The organism is Mucilaginibacter sp. L3T2-6 (assembly GCF_030519355.1).
Taxonomy (GTDB): domain Bacteria; phylum Bacteroidota; class Bacteroidia; order Sphingobacteriales; family Sphingobacteriaceae; genus Mucilaginibacter.
Genome location: NZ_JAUMKC010000011.1, coordinates 53,958 through 79,751 on the forward strand (window position 1 = coordinate 53,958; position 25,794 = coordinate 79,751).

Genomic DNA, 25,794 nt, shown 5'->3' on the forward strand with positions numbered 1-25,794 from the left:
GATGTTAATCATTGCAGCGTAATTTTTATAAAGCTGTGTCACTTTGACACATCCGGTAACGTAACCATATTTAGAAAAATTGATAATTTTGTTAAAAAAGTCAGGAAATAGTTCGTCAATTTAAACCTTGCACAGGTATTTTAATTACTAAGCATCGATAATGATTTCAGCGATAGACCAACAGGATGTAAAAAAGGAAAGGATTTTAGAGGCCGCTCATCACAGGTTTTTACATTATGGTTATTCAAAAACAACGATGAACGAGATTGCCGGGGATTTGTCGATGTCGAAGGCATTGCTGTATTATTATTTCCCCGACAAAAGCCAGTTGTATGTAGCTGTGATGAAAAAAGTGGCTGCCGAGTATCTCAAATCATTAAGCGATAAGATAAATACGTTCGCTGATTTAAAAGAAGCTTTCATATTCCAGATCGATACCCAGCACGATTTTATTGTAACCAATTACAATTTTTTCGACTTTTTCAGGCTTAACGAGCAAAACCTGCCCGACGTGATATGGGAGATAGTGGATGAGGTGCACAACTCAGAGGCCCAGCTGTTGGTAAGCGCAATTAAAACAGAAGTTGCAAGGGGCAAAATTAAACCGGTAGCTAATCCCGAGGAGATAGTAGCCTTGCTGCTCGACGCCTTACATGGCGTACGGGCCAAATCTGTATCTCACAAAAAGACAATGTTCCCTAATAAAGAGCATCTTGCCGAAATCAGGGCCAAGCGCCTGTTGCTGGCCGATATATTTATAAAAGGGCTGATGTATTAAACGGCCTGTAATGATTGGCTGTTTATGTCATAACGCCTTAAGATACAGTGCATACAGACTGTCACTTTTTAGTCAAAAGACCTGAAAGTATTGGAAATAGCTAAAGATTAAACTTACATTTGACTAAATATTTGAATTGGTCAGATATGACTTATGCAAATATTTGAAATACTTCTAATTAGAGGTGATTGTTTTAGAGTGATTGAACCAGGCCCGGACGATTCCGGGCCTGGTTTTTTTGTCTTGACCATTCCTATTCTACCAAGAACCAGGTATAACTTTCGGGCTCAATATTGAACGTCAGGGTAGCGGTATAGTCACGGTTTAATTTTATAACCCGTTTTTCTTTGCCCTGCTCCGAAAACGAAGCGATGGCATCAAGACCTGTGTAATAAAGCGGTACTTTAATGGTGCGCGTTATTTTCTCTTTAAGCGGATTGTACAGCATCAGCAAGGCTTTTTCCTTCAGTTCCGGGTTAACATGCATTATGCCATCCCAATCGCTCCCGCTGGCTCGCTGTAAGTGAATGATGTCTGAGTTAAGAATATCACGATGTGCTTTATACCAGTTTATAACGTCGGTAACAGTTTGCCTGGTTTTTTCGGTATCATACAAACGCGGGCCACGGTAGCAGGCCTGTACCCCTGATCCATAATATTCAGTCATTAAAGAGCGATAGGCATCCAAATGTTGAGTTAATGGCTCAAGTACGGCTTCAGGCCCGCCGCCTTGATATTTTGTAAGAGGTACAAACCCCCATACCATTGATGGTATTTCGTTCCAGAGCGCGTCGTAGATATTTTGGCGGTTAAGGATGATCTGCTGTTCTCTCGAAAGAGAGAAATTTACTTCGCGGTAGCCCATGCCGATTTTATTCGTACCGTCCAGAAAATACCAATCAGGCGCGTTAACGTAGATACCGCGATTATTAAGCCAGTGATAAAGGTCCTTTTGAATTTCCATTTGCCGCCACTGGCTGTCCTCTAGCCCTTTATGGCCGGGATGTGTTGTTGAGGCGCAGACGTCGCCAGGATATGGGCCATCGTTCTCCCAAATATCAAACCCGGTTGTTTTAAAAAAGGCCTTGATTTTATCACGATAGGCTAAGCCCCATTTACTGCCATAGCAGGCTGCGTTGCCAAAAAAAGCACCGCCGGGTTTACCGGTTTTAGGATCAATAACATCGTCGCTGTCACTTATTTTGCGAGAGCTGAATAAAGAGTAACCGCCTATTCTTATATTTTTATCATGAGCGTAGTCAGCCAGTTCTTTCCATTTTTTTAGATTCGTCGCGCTGGTATCTTCCATATTCAAATGGCTGCCAAAGCTGAGTATCAAGGCTTCATACCCTGTTGCCGCGCATTGATTAATTGCATTGCGAACCTCATCGTCATTTTTACTTACCAGATGCATAAAAATAGGGTTTGCTGTTACCCAGGGGGCAATGGTGCGGTACATTTTGCGGATAGCGAGCCCGCGCCGTTCCCGGTCGTAGCTATCCATCATTAATTCGTAGGTACGCACCGAGGTGAAGGTTTCCCCCGGCTTCAGTTCAACACCGGTAACCCTTTCCGGGTAAACCTTGAGAAGGCAGGGTGTTTGGTAATTATAATTTACCTGCGATGTATAAGTAGAATCAGCTTCCCAATGAGTAGTCTGGTCGCTTAAATCATGCCGCATTGCATTGTTAAATGCATAATTGGTTTCGATGTATAAACCCTGAGGCGTTCGCATGTCATGAACACTGCCAACCACGGCGCTTTCTTCTTCAACTGTTCCCAATATTTCATTTACAGTCCGGCCAACTTGAATGGCCGATGGGGTATGATTTTCAATAGTAATCCATTTGCTCATCAATGGGATGCCATCGAAAATACTGTAATGAATGGAAACGGTAATTCCTTGCAGCTCTTTGAGTAATGACTTGTAGAAGAAGCAGATCGTTTTGCCTGTAGGTTGCTTTTTATTTCCCGCCCACCATGAATTACTTTTCCATTCAATGACCGGGATAATTGGGGTTACCTCATACTTTTCAAATTGGAAATCGTTGGGGTTTGATGTAAAGCTGTCCAGCCATTCGGGCAATATATAGGCATTCTCCTTTTGTCCGTATAACCCTCCAACGTTTAATGTTCGACCGTTTATAGCAACCTGGGCCTCTGGTTTTACAGAACGCAATAGCTGTTTTCCGTTGCTCTGATTCGTAAAGTCATAACAGGTTACATTAGGTGAAATACGGAAACTCCGCCTTAAAAGGCCATTGGACAATATAATATTTTTTCCATCAGCGGTCTTGTAAACTTCCGCCTTTTGGCATATTGGGTTTATAAGCCAATCATTTGTAGCATTTCTGCCTATTTGTGGATTCCAAACTGGTAGTTGCTGTGCCAATGCTGAATAGAATATACATCCGATAATGAACGACAAGAATGCTCTTGAAAAGAAGAAATGAAATTTAGAACGCGTCATTGTAAGTTGTTATATGTATTTACTGTCTGAATAAAAGCAGGTTATCGGTGTCCCGGTAGCCCTGTTTTAACATTCAAGATAGGTAACCTTGTAAACTTCTTTTTTCCCATACCCGCCGGCTTGATAAAACTTTAAAAATATTGAGTGAGTTTTCGGGCCGGTTTTAAAAATAAAGAAAGGAACGGTATGGAAATGCCGTGGACTCTCATAGCTTTTAAGTCGTTAGCCAGGGCTTTTTTCCGATTTACGAGGTTTTGGTTGCTTTGACCGCCAACCCTCATTTTAACCAATACCCGGTTAATATAACTCACTTTCAGATCATTGACATATAAAAAACGAAGCATAAGTTCATAATCGCCTGCCGTGCCGAAGTCAAGGCTGTAATATCCGTATTGCTTAAACAAATCGTGTTTGCAGTAAAAGGTAGGATGGGGCGGCATCCAGCCCAACCGGAACTTATTTCGTTTAAAATTTCCTGACCGCCATTTGCGGAGAATTCTGCCGTGGGCATTTACGTAATCAAGATCGCCGTATACAACATCGGCACCACTTTGTTTAAAAGCGCCGGCTATTGTGCTTAAGACATTTGTTTCCGGAAAATAATCGTCAGCGTTCAGTAGCCCTACGATGTCGCCGCTGGCCATTTTAATGCCCTTATTGATCGCATCATAAATGCCATTGTCCGGCTCGGAAACAAAATGAGTAAGCTGCCCGCTGTATCCTAATACGTATTCTACAGTCCTGTCTGTTGAGCCACCATCTATAATAATGTACTCGATATTTTTATAGTCTTGCTCAAATACCGATTTTATGCAGCCGAGGATAGTGCTTTCAGCATTATAGCAAACGGTAATCAGCGAAATTTTTATGTCCTGCACGTCGGAATAGTATAGTATTGAATAATGTAAAATTATACAAATAGGTGTTATTATGAATGATCGGGAGGACCTTTAATTGTAATTGCTACTTAATAAGGAGCGCGATGTTTATAATTTGTCTGTTGTTTATAATTTGTCCAATTGTTGACGGGCTATTTAGGCTATATTCGAGCGGTGCAAATAGAATTTTACGCGCAAAGCTCAAAAATACCATAGATATTCGGTAAGATAAATTGTTGCGAAAAGTATTTAATCATTTGTGTAAATTTGAATTATTGATTAATAATATAGAATGACGGCAGGTGTAAGTTTGAGTAAATTAAATTATGGGTGGTCGTTTTGCTTGCTGGTGGTTTTGTTAAGTTCTTGTTCTTCGAAGCAATACCAGACTCTTTTCCAAAAAAAGCAGTCGTTAACTGACAGCGGATATAGCGTGAAAGACAGTGTTGGGGAGTATCGCATAAGGCCGCAAGATATCTTACAAGTCAGAAATTTACAGGATGCTAAAAAGTATCTTATTAATCCGGTTCAAAGCAATGCGGTTAATACCAATTTATTGGCCGATGGAACCAGCCAGGAAACCGGCGAACAAAATTTCCAGGTGGCTGACGATGGAACCGTCATTTTACCAGCGCTGGGACATATACGCGTAGCCGGGCTAACACGGGCGGTTGCAGAAAAGACTATAGAAGATGCTTATCGTAAAAATGTACTGGTAAATCCAATTATCGAACTTAAAATAATCAATTTAAAGGTAACGATGCTTGGCGAAGTGAAGAACTCCGGCAATTTCCCTTTGACTAAAGAGCACATAACACTTGTGGAGATGATAGGGGCGGCGGGAGGCATAACTGAACGGGCCGACGAGAGTAACATTAAGATTATACGCGGGACTGAAAAGGAACCCAAGGTGATCCAGGTGGACCTCGGAGATATAAAGTCTGTAAATGACCCGCGCACTATCTTACAAAATGGCGATATTATTTATGTCGGCCAGAATAAGAGAGCTAACCGCACAGACAATCTTCAGAGCGTTTCTACCATTGTTCAGCCATCTTTGCTATTAATTAATGCGGCATTAATTATTTTGACTCTTTTCCGGAAATAGGTATGGAAGAAACCGAAAAGACAAAACCTAAACTGCCCAGCCAGGAGATAGACTATATCAAGCTGGCTAAAATATTGTTAAGCCGGTGGTACTGGGTGGTTGGTTCGGTGGTTATTTGCATGGTTGCGGCTAATATTTACCTATGGTACACACCCAAAATATATGCTACATCAGCAACGCTGAAATTTGAGGAAAAGAAGTCTGAAATATCTGATCTGATAAGCCTGCCGGGGAACAATGACCGGACCAACATTTCAAAAATCCAGAGCGAAACCATTGTATTGCAGAGTTCGGCCTTATTACTGAATGCAATCAAACGGTTCGACTACCGTTTTAGCTTTTATATAGTTGGCCGTGTGCTGAACCGAACCAGTGAACTGTATCCGCAGAAACCGCTGGATGTTGAGTTAGTAAAATTTGATAGCCTTAACTTCTATCACGACCTTATAACGTATAGGCCCCTAGATAGGAGTAGATTTAGTATCACTTATAATTCAGGTGGCAAACAAATTAAGAACACCTGTTATTACGATAAGCCTTTTACTATAGGCCCGACGGCATTCAGCATCAGCTATCCCGGGGTAATGCCCAAGACGGCACTTTTTCTGTTTAAAATAAATGCAGCGGAAGACCTGGTTGGTCGCGTCAGGAACGGGTTGCATGTTGCAGAAACAGCAAGAAATTCCAACATCATATCATTACAGGAAACCGATTCTAATCCGCAGTTTGCTGCTGATGTTCTTAATGCTATTATGAAAGAATATCTGGTGTATGACCGAAACCAGCGTACCCAGTCGGCATCGCAGATGATTAAATTTATTGACAACCAATTAGATTTTCTGTCGAATGAGGTTAAGGGGTCGGAATCGTCTATCTCTCAATATCAGAACAAGAAAAAGATAATGGATGTTTCGTCAACATCCAGCAGGGCGTTAAACAAGGTAACGGAATTGGAGTCGCAGAGTTCTATTCTAAAGATAGACCTTCTTTCGGTAGACCAGCTGAAAAAGGAAGTGTTGAAGTCGGACGATAATGAATTACCTAACTTTAATACCGGAGGAACGGAACATCAGCAGTTAAATGACGCCATATCAGCACTCAACCTTCTTATCAGGAACAAGAAGGTAGCGCTAAAAACTTATACCGCCAATTCGCAAACCATACAGGATATCAATCAACAGATTTTACAAGCAAAGAACAGTATTCTGGGCAGTATTAACGCTATGCACGATTTGATTGTGAATAAATTGAGTTATATTCAGAACCAGATCGGACCTATCAATCAGCAAATTGCAGAATTGCCCTCCGCTGAACGGGATATGGTGGCGCTGAAGCGCGACTTCGAAATAAATGATAAAGTTTACTCATTCCTTTCAGAAAAAAAACTGGATGCTCAGATAAACACCGCAGGGATACTTCCCGGCGCCACGATTATTGATGAGGCAAAGCCTAACTATAGCCCCGTGTCGCCAAACGATCAACAAGTACAGCGCTCCTCCGAAATCCTCGGACTGGCCATCGGCCTGGGGCTTATCATATTGATAAGAGTAATAAATCCCTATATTTATGATAAGGAGACTATAGAGAGCTTAACTGCGATTCCAATCATTGGCGTGATCAGGAAATTTCCCGAACCTATAGACGAATATAGCAGCCAGATACTGGCTATTAGCAAGCCCAAGTCCATTTTTGCCGAGTCGGTCAGGTCGGTACGTACCAATTTAAGCTTTTTGGCGTCTGAGAAGAAAAGCAAGGTTATATGTATCACGTCGGAAGTGGCAGGAGAGGGAAAGTCGTTCGTGGCGGTTAACTTGTCAAGTACGCTGTCTCTGATAGATAAAAAAGTGATATTGGTGGGCGCCGATTTGCGACGCTCCAAGTTGCATAAAACGTTCCGTGTACCTAATGACATCGGGTTGAGCAATTATCTGGCAAACCAGTGCACTGCAGACGATATTATTTCACATTCCGGCCAGCCAAACCTTGATTTTATCGTTTCAGGCCCTGTACCGCCTAATCCGTCGGAATTGCTGCATTCAAAAAGGATGTCGGAGCTTATTGCCGACCTTAACTCCCGGTATGATGTGGTGATGATTGATACGGCGCCAATTGGCCTGGTGTCAGATGCAGTGCCATTAATACGGTCGAGTGATATTAATCTCTTCGTGATACGGTCCGGCAAATCGAAATTTTATGCTGCCACCGTGCCGCAGCGTATTGCTCAGGAGTACCATTTGGATAACACAGTAATCGTATTAAATGCTTTCGCGCAGGACTTACTGCACTCCAGGTACTACACTACCAAATTTACCGGTGAAAATTATGGGGGTGGCAAATACTATTATTATTCGGATTATACTGGCTATGAGAGTTCCGGATATTATGTTGATAAAAACGAAGATAAGTGGTGGGATATAAGGCGGTGGTTTAAACGCTGATGGTTGATTTATGGCTTCAACGATAACCAAAGATACTACGAAGTGGTACCCTGTATATACTCATCCCCGCGCTGAAAAAAAGGCCTGCCAGGCACTAATAGATAAAGGGATTGAAACCTACCTGCCTTTGCAGCGCCGCCTTAAGCAATGGAGTGACCGGAAGAAATGGACGGATGAGCCTTTTATCTCCTCGTATCTTTTTGTTCGTATAAAGGAGCAGGAACAGGCGGAGGTGCTGATGACCAGGGGTATTTCGCGGTTTTTATATTTTTCAGGAAAAATTGCCACCATGCCCGAAAGGCAGATAGATGATTTAAAATTGCTGATGGCTAGTCCGTATGAGTTGGAGGTTACCGTGGAGGATTTGCAGCCAGGCGAAAAAATCAAAATAAAAGCAGGTCCGCTTAAAGGGCTTGTTGGCGAAATGATATCATATCGTTCAAATAAACAACTGATTTTGCGTTTGGACAACCTGGGGTATTCAATAGTTGTTTACATGGCAACGTCGGTGATAGACCGGTTTTAAAGAATGAGGGTACTAATCTTGTTAGGTGTATACCTAAACAAGGTTTATATAAAATATTGATAATTAATAAGTTGCGACCGGTTAATGTGACTTACGTGGCGAAGCTGTGAGTAAACACAAATTATGTGCAGGATTGCCGGAATAATTTCCGAAAAATTATCTCCAGACGAGATCAGGGAAAATGTTGCTGTTATGTGTAATGCCATGAAGCATGGGGGGCCGGACGATAATGGTATTTACGCGGACGAACAGGCTGGCATTGTACTAGGGCACCGAAGGCTTTCAATAATAGATTTGAGTGATAAAGGGCATCAGCCGATGCCTGATGTCGGCAAACGGGTATGGATAAGTTTTAATGGAGAAATCTACAATTATCGTGAGCTAAAGGAGGAATTGATTAAAACCGGCGCAGTTTTCTTTTCCGATACCGACACCGAAGTTATTCTGGCGGCGTATTTGCAATGGGGAACAAGGGCTTTTTCCAGGCTACGGGGCATGTTTGCTTTTGCTTTATATGACGCTGACAGATCAGTTACTTATTTAGTAAGAGATTCTGCCGGCATAAAGCCATTGTATTATTATGCAACTGCTGACGGCATCGTTTTTGCGTCTGAATTAAAAGCATTTAAAGCTGCAGGGATTGCAACCAGGTCAGATTCATCATGGCGGGTTAAATTTTTGGCTTTCGGCAATATTCCGGAGCCATACACTACATTAGCTAACGTTGTCAGCCTTGCAAAGGGCCATACGTTATCGTGGTGCCACAAAAGCAGCACCTATAACTTAGCGCCTTATGGCATCGCCTCTGCAACTGCGAATGATTATATCGAAGACGCGAATATTGCGAAGAACCGAATAAATAATGCTTTTAAAATTGCGGTAAGCCGGCAGCTTATCTCCGATGCTTCCATAGGGGTTTTTTTGAGCGGTGGTATCGATTCGAGTTTGCTGTCGCTTGTGGCAAGTGAACTGCATCCGTATCTGCAAACTGTTTCGATCTATTTTAATGAGAAACAGTATGACGAACGTTTGTATCAAAAAAAAGTACAGAGCCGCTTAAGCGGCAAATGTTTTACACACCTGGTACAACAGCAGGATTTTGAATCGTTTTTTCCACACTTTCTCAGCGGTATGGATTTACCTACCACCGATGGTATAAATACCTGGTTTATCAGTAAATATGCCCATGACGACGGATTGAAAGCGGTATTGTCCGGCTTGGGCGCCGACGAGCTCTTTGGCGGATATCCGTCGTTTAACCGCATTGAATATCTGAAATACCTGCGCAGGCTTCCTAAATTCGTTTTAAAAGGAGCCAGGTATTTCAAAACAGACAAGTATAGAAAAGTTTCGTTCCTGACGCACAATAACCCCCTGGCCGACTATCTTTTATTACGCGGCCTTTTTGTGCCAGAAGATATTGCCCGCATATTAGACACTGATGAAGAGCAAGTTAACCGGATTTTATTCGGCGATCAAGTAATAGAGGTTTTAAATTCTTACAATAAAGAACATGCAGCGTGGTTTGAAACTAATCTATACCTGCAGAATCAGCTGCTTCGTGATACGGACGTACTAAGCATGGCACATGGTTTGGAGGTGAGAGTTCCTTTCCTGGATGAGGACTTCAGGCAGTTAGTGCAAAATATATCGCCAGACATCCGGTTTAATGCCTATCAACCCAAAAAAATATTACTTGACAGCTTTAGTCAGCTTTTGCCTGAAGCCATTTGGAAAAGACCCAAAATGGGTTTTACGTTTCCGTTGCAAGAATGGATGAGAACGCATTCCGAAATAAGCGATAAAAATCTTTATAAGGGCGAATTTGCGCAGAATCTTGTAAAATCTTTCAAAGAGGGGCGATTACACTGGTCAAAGATTTTTGCGCTTTACCAGATTCAGTTAAATGACTAAAAAGGTTATTTTATACACCTTACAAACTTTTAGCACCACAGGCGGCATTCAAAAGATGACCCGAACCATGGCTCATTCGTTAAATGTGCTGTCACAGCGTTGCGGGTGGGATTTTCAGCTTTGGTCGGCTTATGACTCTAATGAAGACCTGATGCTGCAATACCTTCCCGCTGAAAATTTTGTCGGATTTGGCGGAAGCCGTACATCATTTGTTTTAAAAACCATACTGTTGCGTAAGCGTCCGGATATAGTTATCATCAGCCACGTTAATCTTGCGATTATTGGATTATTAATTAAACTTATTAAACCCAGGAGTAAAGTATGGCTTATAGCACACGGCATAGAAGTATGGCGCCCGTTATCTGCAACCAAAAAAATGTTTTTAAAACGTTGCGACAAGGTAGTTTGCGTAAGCAATTTTACCAAAGGACAAATGATGAGCAGGCATAAGTTATGTGAGCAGGCATGCCAGGTGCTGAACAATGCGATTGACCCCTTTATGAGGCTGCCGGAAAATTTTGCGAAACCGGCACAATTGTTGGAAAGGTACAGGTTAACCGCTGAAACGCCCGTTATATTTACGTTAACCCGCTTGGCTTCGACCGAACAATATAAAGGACATGACCAGGTTATAAAGGTTTTATGTAATCTGAAGCAGCGCTATCCTGGCATACGATATATTCTTGCAGGTCAGTATGATCATCAGGAAGAACTCAGGATACATCGGCTTATATCTGAAGCAAAAGTTGACAACGACGTTATACTAACCGGCTTTATCAGCGAAGAAGAAATAACCGCACATTTCCTGCTGGCCGACCTGTTTGTTTTGCCGAGTAAAAAAGAAGGATTTGGTATAGTTTTTATCGAGGCGTTAGCTTGCGGCTTGCCTGTGGTATGCGGAAATGCTGACGGTAGTATCGATGCGATTCGTAACGGTAAGCTGGGAACGGCAGTTAACGCAGATAACCCTGCGGAACTCGAAAATGCGATATGTAATTACCTTGATATCCCCCTCACTGTTGAACGACGTCAAGACCTGCGGCAGGCTTGCCTGGCCGAGTTCAATGATAACGATTATATCGACACACTGGAAAAAATGTTAGCCGATGACTAACGCAGACGAACAGCACTGGGACATTGAGATTGCTCCACATGGCAATTTATTCGATTTAAAATTGAGGGACATTTGGCGTTACCGCGATCTGCTTTTTTTACTCGTGCGGCGGGATTTTGTATCCTTTTACAAGCAAACTATCCTGGGGCCGCTCTGGTTTTTTATACTGCCATTATTTACTACGGTAATTTACACGTTTGTGTTTGGTACGTTGGCCGGTATATCTACCGATGGTTTGCCACAGCCGCTTTTCTATATGGCAGGCATAACAGCCTGGAATTATTTTGCTGATTGTCTTACAAAAACATCTACTGTCTTTACTGCAAATGCCGCCCTTTTTGGGAAGGTATATTTTCCAAGATTAATTGTGCCCATGAGCATTGTGGTGTCAAACCTGGTAAGGTTTTGTGTACAGATGCTTTTGTTTTTTATTGTTATGGGCGCATACATGGCAAAGGGGGTTACGCTACACATGAATGCCGGGCTTATTTTATTCCCGTTTTTATTATTGCTGATGGCAATGCTTGGATTGGGGCTTGGCATGATCATATCGGCACTAACCACCAAATACCGCGACTTATCATTTTTGATCACCTTCGGTATACAGTTGATGATGTACCTCACTACAGTGATCTATCCGTTATCAACCGTGAAGGCGAAATTCCCTAAATACGAATGGCTGGTTGAGTATAACCCAATGACATCTATCATTGAGGCTTTCAGGTACGGTTTTTTAGGCCGGGGAACATTTACAGTGGCATCGCTTGGCATATCGGCCATCATAACCGTCCTGATCCTGCTGCTGGGCATCATTATTTTTAACCGCGTTGAGCGCAACTTTGTAGATACCGTATAGCTGTGGCGAAAGTAATCAGAGCTGAAAACCTTTCAAAAGCATATCAACTGGGCGAAATTGGCACTGGCACCCTGTCGCGTGATCTGGAACGCTTTTGGGCTAAGCTTCGCGGAAAGGAAGACCCGTTTTTAAAGATAGGGGAAACCAACGACCGCTCAGTAAAAGGCACCAGCGACGTGGTTTGGAGCTTGAGGGACATCAACTTTGAAATAGAACAGGGTGATGCCGTAGGCATAATTGGCCGTAATGGTGCGGGCAAAAGCACGCTGCTTAAAATATTGGGCCGTGTTACGGCGCCGACCGCCGGATCGGTTAAGCTGAAGGGCCGGGTGGCCAGTTTGCTTGAGGTAGGCACCGGTTTTCATCCCGACTTAACAGGACGCGAAAATATTTACTTGAACGGCGCCATACTGGGTATGCGCAAGGCTGAGATTAGAAGAAAGTTTGATGAAATCGTTGACTTCTCGGGGGTGGAGCGCTATGTGGATACCCCGGTAAAGCGTTATTCATCGGGGATGTACGTGCGTCTGGCGTTTGCAGTAGCTGCCCACCTTGAAAGCGAGATTATGATCGTAGATGAGGTGCTGGCTGTCGGCGACGCTGAATTTCAGAAAAAATGTTTGGGAAAAATGGGTGATGTGAGCCGGGGTGAAGGTCGTACGGTTTTGTTTGTAAGCCACAACATGGGCGCCATCAATAATTTGTGCAAAAGGGCTATTGTGCTGGATAAAGGGTCGGTTTATTTTGAAGGGCACGTAAATGAAAGCATAAAAGCATATTTTAGTACAAATGCACAAGAAAATTCAGGCAGGTATTACAACAGTAATTTAATAACTGATGGCTTTAGCAGTATTATTTTAAAAAATAATGAGAGCGAGGAAGCTAATGAGTTTGAAATCTCGGATGATATAAATATTTCTGCCAAATTTTTGACAACCCTAAAATACGCATCAGCTAAAATAAGTTTTACGATAATCGATCATTTTGGACGGGTTATATTTGTTACTGAAAATAACCTAAATCCATTTCTTGGTCTGGATAAAAAAGGGGCAATTAATATTTGTATACCTAACAGTATTCTTGTACCTGGTAAATATACAATTACAGCCGCTATTCATATTCCTAACGTACAGTTTATAGAATTACTAAAAGACATACTTACATTTAAAATTAAAGAAACTGGGAGTAGCTTTTATCAGTATATCAATGCAGACATTGGGTGTGTATTTGTAAATTGCAAATGGACGCATGAGTAATACAATAATAATCGACAATGATTATGATGATAGCGTGATTATAACTATCCCTATTTATAAACCGTCTTTAACCGCTTCTGAAAAAGCCTCCTTAATGCAAGTGTTTTCAGTTCTTTCAAGATATCCGATCTGCTTTTTTACTTTTAAAGATCTCGATATTTCGGAGTACAGGAAAATTGCAGGTAAGCATAAGTATCAAATAACTTTTTTTGATAGTTATTATTTTAAAAATATAGCTGGATATAATAATCTGCTATGTCGTCCGGTGTTTTATAAAAGATTTGAAAATTATAAGTATTTATTGATATATCAATTGGACGCTTGGGTTTTTAAAGACGAATTGAAGTTTTGGTGTGACCAAAATTATGATTATATAGGTGCACCTTGGTTTGCCCAAGAAAATAATGGCGACTCATTACCATTTTGTTTAGGTATTGGCAATGGAGGGTTTTCCTTAAGGAAAGTTAAAAGTCACATAAAAGTTTTATACCGTTTTTCATATATAATGCCTGTTAAGACTATTATAGCTATTTTTTTTAAAAAAATAGGGAGACATTCTTTTAAAAGGCTTGTTTTAAATTTAACCTTTGATAATAATTCCCATTATTTACTCGGAAAATTAAATTTATATGAGGATATATTTTGGGGAGAGATTATAAAAAAAAATTACAGGTGGTTTAAAGCTCCAGATACTCTAACCGCAGCAAGATTTTCGACGGAGATAAATTCAGAAATGATTTATAATATCAATAAACAATTACCATTCGGTTGTCATGCATGGGAAAAATATGAACCTGAATTTTGGAGTTCATTTATTAAGATTTACAGTTAGGTTAGAAGGCTTATGGTTAATGAGAATATCTTTTAATAACAAAAAGTTCCTATTAAGCTGATCTAAATTATTGCTTCTAATATGTCAGTTCGATTTGTAGTTTTTATTTTTTAGAGTTATTAAATGTTTTTTAAATCGAATGGGAAACTTTTAAACTCTGCGATTCATTTTGTTGGCTTTAAGTTTCCTTATCTTTTTAGATTTCTTTCCGGTTTCCGTCCTTACCAAAAGCGTTTGTTAATTATTAGAGTCGACGCTATAGGAGACTATATATTATTTAGAAACTTTATTGAAGAAGTAAAACAAAGCGAAGCCTTCAAAGGGTATCAGGTTGATCTGGTTTTCAATCACATTTTGAAAGACTTAGTTTTTGCAAATGATAGTCAATATTTGAATAATCAATATGATATCAACGCTAAACTCTTACTTTCATCACCAATGCAATTATTAAAAGCAGGTTGGGTTTTATTCAGACAAAATTATGCCATTGTTTTGCAGCCAAGTTCCACTCGGACATTTTTGGGCGATGCCCTTATGGCACTAGCAGCAGGTAGGCAAAATATTGGATTCGAAGGAGATACCGAAGGTATAATTGCCCGCCATAAAGCTAAATTTGATAAGTTTTACACACAAAAGTTGACTCTGCCATCGGAATGCCATTTTGAATTTAACCGGAACCTGTTTTTTTTTGAAAAGGTATTAAATAAACGGATACTAAGAGACCGGCCATTACTGCCAGTAAATAAAGCAAAAAGAGAGGGTATCCTTATCTTTCCCGGAGCCGGGGTATTCAGGCGTCGTTGGGAAGGTGAAAAGTTTTTATCACTGATTAACCTGATCCTTCAAAATACTAAGGAAACAGTTTACTTGATGGGGGCAGGTGCCGAAAAGGAAATTGCTGATTATCTGGTCGTAAATACTGATCCTGCACGCGTGGTTAATCTTACCAATAAATTATCACTTTCTGGTTTGATTGGAAAGATAGGTGCTGCCCGGTTAGTAATTACCAATGAAACCAGCGCCGTGCATATTGCAGTGGCCACTGATACTAATGCAGTTTGCATTGTTGGCGGCGGGCATTTTGACCGCTTTGCACCTTATCCGGATGGAATGACAGATAAGCTGGTTTGCGTATATGAAAAGTTGGACTGTTATTACTGCAATTGGAGTTGTATTTACCAGGTAGATGAGTTGGGAACGTACCCATGCATAGCTGTGGTAAAGGTAGATAAGGTTTGGCAGGCTGTAGCGCCACTGCTAAAAGTGCCAGCATAGCTAATGGACAATATTTTATTTTCAGTTGTTATCCCAACTTACAACTCAGCTGAAAATATTACCGGTTGTTTAGATAGCATAGCTGCGCAGGAATTTAAAAATTTTGAGGTGCTGATCATGGATGGCACTTCTGCTGATGATACGGCAAACCTTGCCAAAAATTATAAAGACAGGCTGAGGATAAAAATATTCTCGGAACCGGATAAAGGTATTTACGATGCCATGAACAAGGGTATCGCGATAGCTGAAGGCGATTATTTATACTTTCTGGGCAGCGATGATACGCTGTATAACAAAAATGTACTTAACGCTGTTGCGGGGGAAATCTTAAAAACAGATGCCAAAGTTCTATACGGGAATGTGATCATGCGCAAAGCGGGTGAAAGCGATGATGAAGGCCTGTTTCATGCAGGGGAGTTTGACCTGCGCAGATTATTTAGTGATAACATTTGTCACCAGTCTATTTTTTACCATAAAAGCGTATTTAAGCAGATCGGCAATTTTAACCTAAAATATCCGGTGTTTGCTGATTATGATTTTAACCTGCGTTGTGCTGCCGTTTATCAGTTCCATTACATTGACACCATTGTCGCAAATTTTGCATTGGGCGGTGCAAGTACACAGCAAAAAGACGTATTATTTGAAAAAGAAAAGCTGGATAATATCGTTATTTACTTTTTTGATAAGATGCATACCAACGCATTTGTGGATTTGAGGCTTTATGTAAAACAGGCCGCTTTATCAGGACAGGTGCATATTAATTGGGGAAAAAGGTTATACCTTTTGCTGGTGTATGGCAAGCTAAAGATGCAATCTCTTTTTGCATGATATCGATCATCATTTGTTCACGTACGCCCGAAATTTCCGATAGTCTAAAGGCTAACATTTCTACTACCATAGGTACGACTTATGAGATTATCACCATTGATAATTCAGGAAATAAATACAGCATTTCAGAGGCGTATAATATCGGAGTGGAACAAAGTAAATACCCGCTTTTATGTTTTATGCATGATGATATTGAATACCATACACTCAACTGGGGCCACAATGTGACAACGCATTTTGCCGATGAACAAACCGGGGCTATTGGCATTGCTGGTACGCCTTATGCAGCATACATGCCTGGTTCATGGTGGGGAACCGGGCTTGTTAACCAGTTCATATTGCCCAGTGATAGTGACCAGCCTGGTGTAATCCAGGTAAGTGAGCTTGTCAACAACAAAAATGAAGTGTTGTTGCTCGATGGTGTATGGATGTGCATCAGGCGGTCCTTGTTTGAAAAGATAAGTTTTGATACGGTCAACTATGCAGGCTTTCATTTTTATGATGTTGATACCTGTATGCAGATAAACCAGCTTAATTATAAGCTGTATAGTGTTTTTGATATTCTTCTAAGGCATTTTACAATAGGTCGAATGGACAAAAGCTGGTGTGAAAACGCATTGGTTTTCAACAATAAATGGAAAAATGTATTACCTGCTTCGGTTATACAATTAAACCGTAACGAACAACGTAATGCAGAATTGAAGACACTTAAAGAGTTTGCATATAATCTGATCTATAACAATTACCCTCATAGGGCAGTTTATCGTCTTGCAATTTCAAAGTTATTGGGTTTCAAAAAGATTTTTCACTATAAATCTCCTTTATACTTAGCCAAATACCTGTATAAGTGGTTAGTTAAATATCCTTGAAATGATGACCAAGGATAAATACATTGGGTATGTTTGAGTTACTTAATCGGTTTTTGAAAACAGCGTGCACCAAAAGGTTAACATCGACATCGTAATACTAAGCTACGCGAAAAATGAAGCTCTAAAAGCTTTAACGCAGCAGGCCGTTAGTTCGCTCTTAGCATCCGAAGACCAAGAGGAGATTGCTTTTAAAATAGTTGTTATAGAATCGAACAAGAGTTTAAGCACTTACCAGTTTGAGCATACGCAAACGGTTTACCCGAAGGAGGAATTCGGGTTTAATAAATACCTTAACATCGGTATCGGTTTAACCAAATCGCCTTATGTATGCCTATGCAATAACGACCTGATTTTTCATAAGCGTTGGGCTACCGAAATATTGAAAGCAATGCATGAAAATCCGCAATTATTATCCGCAAATCCTTATTGTAAGTTTTTTCATCCTCGTCTAAAAATACCGCCTAAACAAGCAGTGGTAACCGCCACAAAGGCCAATATATTCAATGGCATTTTAACGGGCTGGTGTATTTTTATTAAGCGCGCGCTGATAGAAAAGATAGGCCCGCTCGATGAGCGGTTCAGCTTTTGGTATGCCGACCGCGACTTCGGCAGGACTTTGCTAAAACATAAAATTAAGCACGGACTGGTAACAACATCGCGGGTTGACCATTTAGGTAATCAGTCCCATAATGCTATTGAACCGGGAAAGTTTACCGCCTTCACAGAAGACCAAAAGGCGGTGTATGAAGAAAAATGGGGCAACGATAGTGTTCCAATCTGGAGTAGAGTCATCGATAAAATCCGTAGGAGCTAATGGTAAGGACGAAGAGTTAGGATGATTGAGGAAAATTGCTTTTTTACATACGCCGCAGGCGCGAAATACCTAAAGCTGGCATTTGCTCTGGCTCGCTCCTATAAATTTCATAATGGAGAGAAGATCCCATTCGCCATTGCATCGCCCAGTGATTTCCATCTTCCTTCAGATTTACCCTGGGTTAAAAAAATTATTCCGGCAAGCTGGTTTACAGGTAAAGGTTTGGAATTTAAGCTTCACTTAATAGATATTGCCCCGACAACCTACAGTATTTTCATTGACGCCGATTCTCTGATCTATGGAAATATCGAATCGCTGTTTGAAACCTTCGATAAAACTGGGCCATCCGTTGTAGGTCTTAAATTAAATGACGGAGAATGGGTTGATGAAGACATAGCTTCGGTTTGCAGAGAATATGCCGTTCCATATTTGATACGTTACTGCGGAGCATTATATTACATCGTAAAAAACGATAAAGGCAGGGCCATATTTAATTATGCATTGGATCTGTTCAATTTGCCACGAAAGTTCCAGGCGCTTGGCCAGACAATTAATGAAGAGCCGCTATTGTCAGTAGCATTATCGAAATATAAGACTGAGCCCTTGGCTGACGACGGGAATATATGGAGCGACCTGGTCCAGTTCCCTTATCATGAACGGTTGAATGTTTTTAAACGTCCGCCTGTATTTTGTAACGTTTCCGGTAAAGAAAAACATAAACCGTGGTTACCTGACGGCTCTTACAGTCCTCTTATATTGCACGTTGGTAGCGGAAATTATAACAGAAACCCGTGGCTGTTCGATGCGCTAAGATTGAAGTTGCATTATCAATATAAATCGCCGGTTTGGCTGAGCGATTTTTTTGTTTCGGCTATAATATGGCCGACCTATATGTTAACCAGACGCTTGCTTCGTAAACGTGCCCGATAGAAAAAGGATAAAAATTAAATTTCAGAACGGGTTGCTGTTTGAAAGTGCGGTTCCGGAAATACTTGCCGAACTTCTTGATGACTTCGAATTCGTAAACAGCGACAACCCCGACTTTATTGTTTTTGGGCCTTATGGCAATGACATTCCCGCTAAAGGAAAATATACTCGCGTTGGCTACTACTGCGAAAACATTGTGCCTGATATGACTATTTGCGATTGGGCGTTTGGTGTGCCGCGCGAAGAGCATATAGGCCATAGACGGTATAAACGTATCCAGTGGCACGGGCTTGATGCACGTGTGCTGATAAAACCTAAAGATTACGATCCAAAAGCCATAATGTCTTCGAAAATAAGGTTTTGTAATTTTTTGTATTCCAACCGGGTGCCCTACCGCGAAGCATTTTTCCAACAGTTATCCGGTTATAAAAAAGTTGATGCACCCGGAAAGTCTATGAATAACATGCCCGGTATTGACAGCCAATACCAGGGAAATAAATGGGAAATAAAAAAGCAGTTTTTATCACCCTATAAATTCACTATTGCATTTGAGAATGATATTTTTCCGGGCTACCAAACCGAAAAGCTTTATGATGCAATGCAGGCTAACAGCATCCCCATTTACTGCGGGGATCCTTTCATAGGTGAGATATTCAATACTAAAAGTTTTATTAATGCGTGGGAGTACCTGCCTGAGCAATATGCAGGGATGATTACATGGTTAACCAAAAAGGGACAGATGGATTTTGAGGATATGCGCCCGGCATTCCTGAAAAACCCGCGGCAACGTGTGAAGCGGAAACTAAAAGCATATTTGCGCGGCGCAAAAACCTGGTTGCAGTTCAATGAGCTCGATTTCAGTAAGTTGACAGAGCATATTATTGAAGTGGATTCAGATCCCCAATTGTATTTACAATATCTGCGCGAGCCTTGGTTTAAAAATAATCAACAGCCAGTTAACGGATCGACTGCGGAACGATGGAGGCAAATCTTTAATAGTTAATGGATCCTCTCGTTTCGGTTATTATTCCTGTTTATAATTCTGAAAAATACCTGAGGTCTGCCGTTGAGTCAGTTCTGCAGCAAACCTATAAAAACATTGAGCTTATATTAGTTGACGATGGTTCTACGGATGATTCACCAGTTATAGCTCAAAGTTTGGCGGCAGAAAATGTAAAAGTATTTCATCAGCCAAATTGTGGTGCTTCAGTTGCCAGAAATAAGGGACTTGATGAAGCCAGGGGCGAATACATCCAGTTTTTGGATGCGGACGACCTTATAGGGCCAGAAAAAATCGAGCTGCAACTAAAGCTGCTGCAACAAAAACCTGGTTACGTATGCACTTGCTCCACCGTCTATTTTATCGATAACGAAGATTTTTCAGAACTGCAGCCCTCACCACATTGGATCGCTGAAGGCTCGGAAGATCCGGTCGATTTCCTTATTAAACTATACGGAGGCGCCTTAATCGGGCCGCAATATGGTGGTATGGTCCCGATTCATTCATGGTTGTGCCCGCGTATTGTTTTAGACAGGGCTGGAAAATGGAACGAAAAGGTAAGCGTGGATGATGATGGTGAGTATTTTTGCCGTGTTATATTGGCGTCGAAAGGAATTATACATGCCGACCGTGGTATTTGCTATTATCGTAAATACGCTGATTCAAAAAGTTTGTCGTCTTGGCGTAATGAAAGGGCATATCGATCCAAGGTTAAAGCTATCGATTTAAAATTTGATCATCTGAGAAATTCGGATGCCAATATGGTGGTTTTGAACCGGGTTTTTGCCCGCCTGTATAAATGCGCTGAAATAGATACCTATCCGCAATTTAAAGAATTATCAGCTTATGCAGGTAAAATGTCCGACAAACTTGGCAAAGTGCCGTCGCAATACCAGGCAGGGCCGCTGAGTACTTTTTTGTCAAAAATATTCGGCTGGCGGCTGATGCGCCGTTTAGACTATTACAGGCATGGAAAATAACGGAATCACGTTCGTAATGTTTACTTGTGAAAGGCGCGAATTGCTATTGCAAAATACTGTCATATCCTTCTTTAAAGCCTGCAATTATCAATTTAGCCAGGTTATTCCGGCCGTTGACGGGGTATTTAACAAGGCTTCATTCAGTTATATTAATCCTGATTTGATACTTTGGAAAGGATACGTTCACAGCATATTGACCGCGACGGTGCATATTAAAACGCCTTTCTTTTCTGGCTTACGAGTTCTGTTTTCGGATAATTTCGTCAGTAAAAACAATGACGAGAGATGAGTAACAGGCGTTGGATTTTAACCATTGCCACAGGAAAACAGATGTATATGGAGCTGGCCGCAAACCTGGCGCGCTCGTTTATATGGTGGCATCCGGAAACAGATATCAAGTTTAGACTAGTGACTGATATGCCACGCAAAGTACCTGCAGATATTGCAGGTAAAATTGACGTAGTGACTATTAGACCCGGCGAATTAGGCGTTGGTTTTACACCTAAACTTTATTTAGACAAGCTGGCTCCGGAGGGTCAAACTTTGTTTGTAGACAGTGATTGTCTTATATTCAGCAAACTCGACAAGATATTCGAAGCATTCAATGGACATAAGGTTTCCGTATCAGGTAACTATATAGCCGGCGGTGAATGGTTTGGCGATATTGATAAAATATGCCGGCGGTTTAACTTGCCGCATATCCCCAAATTCAACGGAGGTATTTATTATTTGGAAAACGGCCCTGAAGCTAAAAAAGTTTATGAGCTGGCTCGAACGCTGGAAGGTGAGTATGACGAGATAGGTTTTGTGCGGTTACGCAACCGGCCCAATGACGAGGTTTTAATGGCTTTAGCTATGCAGATTGAAGGCATGACGCCCGTTATTGACGATAGCACTTTTATGAGCGATCCTCAGGCTTGTCCCGGTCGTTATCGATTGGATATTATTAAAGGCAAAAGGTTGCTGATCAATCCGCCTGCGCCAAGCCTGTTGCACCAGTCCTGGTACCCATTTGAAAAGGTGAGCCCGGTAATTGTTCACTTTCTGGGTTATTATACCCAGCACTACCCTTACCGAAGGGAAGTCTATCGTTTAAAAAAAGCTTTAAACCATCAGTTAAACTGGTTGACCAATTTGCAGGGCCGCCTGTTTATTGAATATCCGGAACGAATTAAAGTATTCTTAAAAAATGCCTTGCGACCAATTTTTAGAAGTGTTTTTGGAGTCCGGAAAGTTCACCAGTCTGAACGTGTCTGATTGTGTTGTAAAATGAGGTATATTAAAGGGCTGGATGTATTACGGGCCTTGGCAATTCTGCCGGGAATTGCCAGTACGTTTATTTTACAACTTTATTACGGCAAATACTCTTATTACCTGTTAATGCCTTGCGTTACGGCATTTGGCATTGGTGCTTTATATGCTTATACAGAAAGTTATCAACGATATCACAAACTGATAATAATTAACGTCAAAGTACTATTGCCGATATGTATACTATTGTTGTTAATACATCAAATTGTTTTTAATTTGAGCTGGATCAGGGTAGTCAATTCCTTAATTTCTGTGGCGACTATCATGTATGTGACCATCCAAAACTATAATCTGTTTACTTATAGAATTTTCAATAATAGGATACTGGTTAACGTTGGAAAGATCAGCTACGGAATCTATTTATATCACCTTAAATTGCCCCATTATTATTATCAATTTGTAGGATTTTTACAAAAAAAAAATACAAATAGGGCCGAGCGTACTAAAGATTATAACAGTACCGCCAACTGCGTACTTAATACACGTTTTGTTGCTATTCATAATCTCCGTACTGTCCTACAAGATTATTGAGTCCGGCTTTTTAAAGCTGAAGAAACATTTTGAATACACAACAACCAGAAAAATCATTACGGAGCCGGTCGGCTTAATTTGATGTGACGATGGATATCAGCGTTTCAGTTATTATTCCAACTTTTAATCGCTTATGGTGTATACCAAAAGCCGTGGAAAGCTGCCGGAATACGAAGTGTGCAACCGAAATTATAGTTGTTGATGACGGTAGTGACGACGGAACCTGGGAATGGTTGCAACAACAACCGGATATAATCAGTATCAGGCAGGAGAACCAGGGACAGACATATGCAGTTAATAAGGGCTTTGCAACAGCATGCGGGAGATATATCCGTTTTCTTGATAGCGACGATTTTTTGAGCGAGGGGATTATAGACAAGCAATTTGAAAAAGCTGTGGCAACGGGAGCGGACCTTATTTGCTCTCGCGTCGATATTTTTGACTATGAGTCGGGGGCTATAACAGTTAACCCTGATATTAACGATTGGGCGGATTTTATGGAAGTACAATTAGGGAATGGTTACGGCAGCCATTTCCTAGGTATGCTTTTTCAGAGAGATTTAGTTGAACAGGTTCCCCGTCGGCCTGATTTTGCTTTCAGAGAAGACAGAATGTTTCTACTGGAAGTTGCCTTATTGAAACCGAAAATGGCTATAGTGGAAGGTAATGCCGGTTATTGGGTGCAGCACAAACAACAAATGCAAGGGAATTATTCAGGATTAAAACTGCAAGCCGTAAACTGGCAGCACCTGCAGATATACCGGAAAATATTGGATAAACTGCGGCAACGAGAATGCTTGACCACCGCTTATAAAAAAGCAGCCTGCACCGTATTGTGGCCTCTGGCCCACTGGATTGCGATTAATGATATTAAGGCGGCAAATGAGGTTGTAGACTGGATAGCTGAACTTGATCCGGACTTTGAAATTCCGCAAAAAGGCGCGTTGGGCTTTTTATACAGGCGCATAGGCTTTAAATCGACTGAAAAATTATTACGGTTAAGGCGGGCTTTACTTTTGCGATGAAATACATGAAGCCCCTTAATTTATTTTACCAGGAACCAGATCCCGACCGTTGGGTGAAATTTGATCGTTACCCCCGCCATTTAATTCGTCGTATTGTGAGGGGAAAACCAAAACCTGGCGGCGTTATGATGGTGGCTCTTAATTTAATAGAGGGGCTAAAAAAGATAGGTGTGCCGTATCGCTTTAACGATTATACATACATAAGAAAACACACCGATGAAATTGCCTGCGTGATCGGAAAGCCGCATTTGCTTACTGAACAAAAATGGCGAAATCCGATAATTTTTGGCGCCGGAGTATTTTCTCATCCCATTGAAGCACCTGATTTGTTGATCAAGCATCCTTTAATAAAAAAAATATTAGTTCCCGGCCGATGGATGCAAACCATGTTTGAGGCCTATTACGGCGATAAAGTAGTTGCATGGCCCACGGGAGTGGATACCGGGTACTGGCAACCCTTTGATCGGGGGAACAAAAGGTATGATTTTCTAATATACGACAAAGTTCGATGGGAGCATGAAAATTACCAAAAGGCTTTGATCGGTCCGATAGAAAGCGTGCTGAAACAACATAATTTATCTCATCAGATGATTAGGTATGGCAGTTATACACACAACGAACTGATGGATAAACTTAGTCAATCCCGCGCAGCAATTTTCCTGTGCGAGCACGAAACACAAGGCCTGGCTTATCAGCAAATTTTATCTACCAATACCCCTATTCTGGCCTGGGATCGTGGAGGTTATTGGCAAGACCCTTATTATTATCCGCATAAAGTTCAGTTTGGGCCTGTGTCTTCAGTCCCGTATTGGGACGAACGTTGCGGTGCGAAATTTAAATCCATAGATGATTTTGAGGAAAACTTGCAATCCTTTTTGGAAAAGCTTGGTTCGTTCAGACCCAGAGACTATATATTAGAGAATCTTACCCTTGAGATTTGTGCGCGGAAATACATCGATATACATCAACAAGTTGAAAAGGAATTGACATGAAGATATTGTTGATAATGGATCCGGGGATACCAGTTCCGCCTACGCTGTATGGAGGGATTGAACGGGTGGTTTACCTGTTAGCGGAGGAATATATAAAGCTTGGTCATGACGTTACATTACTGGCAGGGCCGGATTCAGATTGCAGCGGGCAAACAATAATCTTTGGTGTAAACGATCTTAACAGGTCGAAAGCAGCGAGAAATAAGGAAATATTATTTGTATGGAAATATCTTTACCGCAACCATCAGGCGTTCGACGTGATACATAACTTTGGCCGCTTAATTTATCTCCTTCCAGTCGTTAAAAGCCGCGTGTGTAAAGTGATGTCATATCAGCGGGATATATCAGCAGAGGGAATAAAAATAATATCGGCCCTCTCAGCGCGGAATTTAATATTTACAGCCTGTAGTAATTATTGCGTATCCACAGGGAACGTGGCGGGAACGTGGAAAACCGTTTACAATGCTATCGACTTTTTGAAATATCAACTTAATGAGCATGTAGATAACAATGCCCCGCTGATTTTTTTGGGGCGGATTGAACGGATTAAAGGGGCTCATACCGCCGTTAAGGTCGCCATAAAAACGGGCAACAAGCTCATTATTGCCGGAAACATACCACCGGACGCGCATGACTATTTTGAAACCGAAATCAAACCTTTTGTGGATAATATTCAGATCAAATATGTTGGTGCTGTGAATGATGCTGAAAAAAATGTTTTTTTACGGCAATCGAAGGCGCTGCTGTTTCCTATCGAATGGGATGAGCCTTTTGGAATAGTAATGATCGAGGCGATGGCTTGCGGCACGCCGGTTATAGGTTTTAAGCGGGGGGCGGTGCCTGAAGTGGTCACAAATGAAACCGGGATAAGAATAAACACCTACGAAGAAATGCTGGTTGCTGTAGAGCAGATAAATGGCATCAATCGTAAAAAATGCAGGGAAATTGCGCAGGCTCGTTTCGATGCAAGTACAATTGCCTGCGAATATTTGAATCTTATAAAGTCAAGGTAAAGCCCTGCTAAAGGTTATTTGTTACGGTTTTCAAGAATGGTAACTTCAATATTGAAGTT

The 25,794-nt window shown here is 41.2% G+C and carries 22 protein-coding genes; 20 read left to right on the forward strand and 2 right to left on the reverse strand.

Features of this window, described 5'->3' with window-relative positions; all coding sequences use genetic code 11:
• The first annotated feature begins 160 nt into the window (after nucleotides 1–160).
• Nucleotides 161–778: a TetR/AcrR family transcriptional regulator gene (locus tag Q3W13_RS13545; RefSeq protein WP_302864633.1), complete on the forward strand. Its 618-nt coding sequence runs from the start codon at nucleotides 161–163 to the stop codon at nucleotides 776–778.
• Nucleotides 779–1,031: 253 nt separating this feature from the next.
• On the opposite strand, the gene Q3W13_RS13550 is transcribed toward Q3W13_RS13545, so the two are convergent.
• A complete protein-coding gene (locus Q3W13_RS13550; RefSeq protein ID WP_302864635.1) occupies nucleotides 1,032–3,248 on the reverse strand; it encodes an alpha-galactosidase in 2,217 nt (738 codons plus the stop codon).
• Between the two features lie 131 nt (nucleotides 3,249–3,379).
• The gene (locus Q3W13_RS13555) at nucleotides 3,380–4,126 is read right to left on the reverse strand and encodes a glycosyltransferase family 2 protein (RefSeq protein WP_302864636.1); all 747 of its coding nucleotides are present in this window, start codon (nucleotides 4,124–4,126) and stop codon (nucleotides 3,380–3,382) included.
• A gap of 292 nt (nucleotides 4,127–4,418) precedes the next feature.
• Between Q3W13_RS13555 and Q3W13_RS13560 the strand changes: the two genes are divergently transcribed.
• From Q3W13_RS13560 to Q3W13_RS13650, 19 genes are all read left to right on the forward strand, one after another.
• On the forward strand, nucleotides 4,419–5,234 hold the full coding sequence (locus Q3W13_RS13560) for a polysaccharide biosynthesis/export family protein (protein WP_302864637.1): 816 nt from the start codon (nucleotides 4,419–4,421) through the stop codon (nucleotides 5,232–5,234).
• Nucleotides 5,235–5,236: 2 nt separating this feature from the next.
• Nucleotides 5,237–7,672: a tyrosine-protein kinase family protein gene (locus Q3W13_RS13565; protein WP_302864639.1), complete on the forward strand. Its 2,436-nt coding sequence runs from the start codon at nucleotides 5,237–5,239 to the stop codon at nucleotides 7,670–7,672.
• A 10-nt stretch (nucleotides 7,673–7,682) separates the two neighbouring features.
• Nucleotides 7,683–8,198, forward strand: a complete 516-nt coding sequence (locus Q3W13_RS13570) for a UpxY family transcription antiterminator (protein ID WP_302864641.1) — start codon at nucleotides 7,683–7,685, stop codon at nucleotides 8,196–8,198.
• A gap of 123 nt (nucleotides 8,199–8,321) precedes the next feature.
• Nucleotides 8,322–10,112 carry an asparagine synthase (glutamine-hydrolyzing) gene (gene asnB, locus Q3W13_RS13575; RefSeq protein ID WP_302864643.1) on the forward strand — a complete coding sequence of 597 codons (1,791 nt, stop codon included), beginning with the start codon at nucleotides 8,322–8,324 and terminating at the stop codon, nucleotides 10,110–10,112.
• Nucleotides 10,105–11,226 carry a glycosyltransferase family 4 protein gene (locus Q3W13_RS13580; protein WP_302864645.1) on the forward strand — a complete coding sequence of 374 codons (1,122 nt, stop codon included), beginning with the start codon at nucleotides 10,105–10,107 and terminating at the stop codon, nucleotides 11,224–11,226. Before asnB ends, Q3W13_RS13580 begins: the two co-directional genes overlap by 8 nt.
• Nucleotides 11,219–12,082: an ABC transporter permease gene (locus Q3W13_RS13585; RefSeq protein WP_302864647.1), complete on the forward strand. Its 864-nt coding sequence runs from the start codon at nucleotides 11,219–11,221 to the stop codon at nucleotides 12,080–12,082. The genes Q3W13_RS13580 and Q3W13_RS13585 overlap by 8 nt, the downstream gene beginning before the upstream one ends.
• A 2-nt stretch (nucleotides 12,083–12,084) precedes the next feature.
• Nucleotides 12,085–13,338, forward strand: coding sequence for an ABC transporter ATP-binding protein (locus Q3W13_RS13590; protein ID WP_302864649.1), 1,254 nt, complete (start codon nucleotides 12,085–12,087; stop codon nucleotides 13,336–13,338).
• The gene (locus Q3W13_RS13595; RefSeq protein WP_302864651.1) at nucleotides 13,331–14,170 is read left to right on the forward strand and encodes a DUF5672 family protein; all 840 of its coding nucleotides are present in this window, start codon (nucleotides 13,331–13,333) and stop codon (nucleotides 14,168–14,170) included. Before Q3W13_RS13590 ends, Q3W13_RS13595 begins: the two co-directional genes overlap by 8 nt.
• A 123-nt stretch (nucleotides 14,171–14,293) precedes the next feature.
• Entirely contained in the window at nucleotides 14,294–15,445 is a 1,152-nt protein-coding gene (locus Q3W13_RS13600) for a glycosyltransferase family 9 protein (RefSeq protein WP_302864652.1), read from the forward strand.
• A 3-nt stretch (nucleotides 15,446–15,448) separates the two neighbouring features.
• Nucleotides 15,449–16,273 carry a glycosyltransferase family 2 protein gene (locus Q3W13_RS13605; RefSeq protein ID WP_302864654.1) on the forward strand — a complete coding sequence of 275 codons (825 nt, stop codon included), beginning with the start codon at nucleotides 15,449–15,451 and terminating at the stop codon, nucleotides 16,271–16,273.
• Nucleotides 16,270–17,142, forward strand: coding sequence for a glycosyltransferase (locus Q3W13_RS13610; RefSeq protein ID WP_302864655.1), 873 nt, complete (start codon nucleotides 16,270–16,272; stop codon nucleotides 17,140–17,142). Before Q3W13_RS13605 ends, Q3W13_RS13610 begins: the two co-directional genes overlap by 4 nt.
• A gap of 64 nt (nucleotides 17,143–17,206) precedes the next feature.
• The gene (locus tag Q3W13_RS13615; protein ID WP_302864657.1) at nucleotides 17,207–17,956 is read left to right on the forward strand and encodes a glycosyltransferase family 2 protein; all 750 of its coding nucleotides are present in this window, start codon (nucleotides 17,207–17,209) and stop codon (nucleotides 17,954–17,956) included.
• Nucleotides 17,957–17,977: 21 nt separating this feature from the next.
• Nucleotides 17,978–18,886 carry a hypothetical protein gene (locus tag Q3W13_RS13620; RefSeq protein ID WP_302864658.1) on the forward strand — a complete coding sequence of 303 codons (909 nt, stop codon included), beginning with the start codon at nucleotides 17,978–17,980 and terminating at the stop codon, nucleotides 18,884–18,886.
• On the forward strand, nucleotides 18,876–19,886 hold the full coding sequence (locus Q3W13_RS13625; RefSeq protein ID WP_302864659.1) for a glycosyltransferase family 10: 1,011 nt from the start codon (nucleotides 18,876–18,878) through the stop codon (nucleotides 19,884–19,886). The genes Q3W13_RS13620 and Q3W13_RS13625 overlap by 11 nt, the downstream gene beginning before the upstream one ends.
• Nucleotides 19,886–20,863: a glycosyltransferase family A protein gene (locus tag Q3W13_RS13630; protein WP_302864660.1), complete on the forward strand. Its 978-nt coding sequence runs from the start codon at nucleotides 19,886–19,888 to the stop codon at nucleotides 20,861–20,863. The genes Q3W13_RS13625 and Q3W13_RS13630 overlap by 1 nt, the downstream gene beginning before the upstream one ends.
• 285 nt (nucleotides 20,864–21,148) lie before the next feature.
• Nucleotides 21,149–22,120: a hypothetical protein gene (locus tag Q3W13_RS13635; protein ID WP_302864661.1), complete on the forward strand. Its 972-nt coding sequence runs from the start codon at nucleotides 21,149–21,151 to the stop codon at nucleotides 22,118–22,120.
• A gap of 674 nt (nucleotides 22,121–22,794) precedes the next feature.
• The gene (locus Q3W13_RS13640) at nucleotides 22,795–23,730 is read left to right on the forward strand and encodes a glycosyltransferase family 2 protein (protein WP_302864662.1); all 936 of its coding nucleotides are present in this window, start codon (nucleotides 22,795–22,797) and stop codon (nucleotides 23,728–23,730) included.
• Nucleotides 23,727–24,722, forward strand: a complete 996-nt coding sequence (locus Q3W13_RS13645; protein WP_302864663.1) for a hypothetical protein — start codon at nucleotides 23,727–23,729, stop codon at nucleotides 24,720–24,722. The genes Q3W13_RS13640 and Q3W13_RS13645 overlap by 4 nt, the downstream gene beginning before the upstream one ends.
• Complete coding sequence (locus tag Q3W13_RS13650) at nucleotides 24,719–25,735, forward strand: glycosyltransferase (RefSeq protein WP_302864664.1); 1,017 nt, start codon at nucleotides 24,719–24,721, stop codon at nucleotides 25,733–25,735. The genes Q3W13_RS13645 and Q3W13_RS13650 overlap by 4 nt, the downstream gene beginning before the upstream one ends.
• Nucleotides 25,736–25,794: the final 59 nt, after the last annotated feature.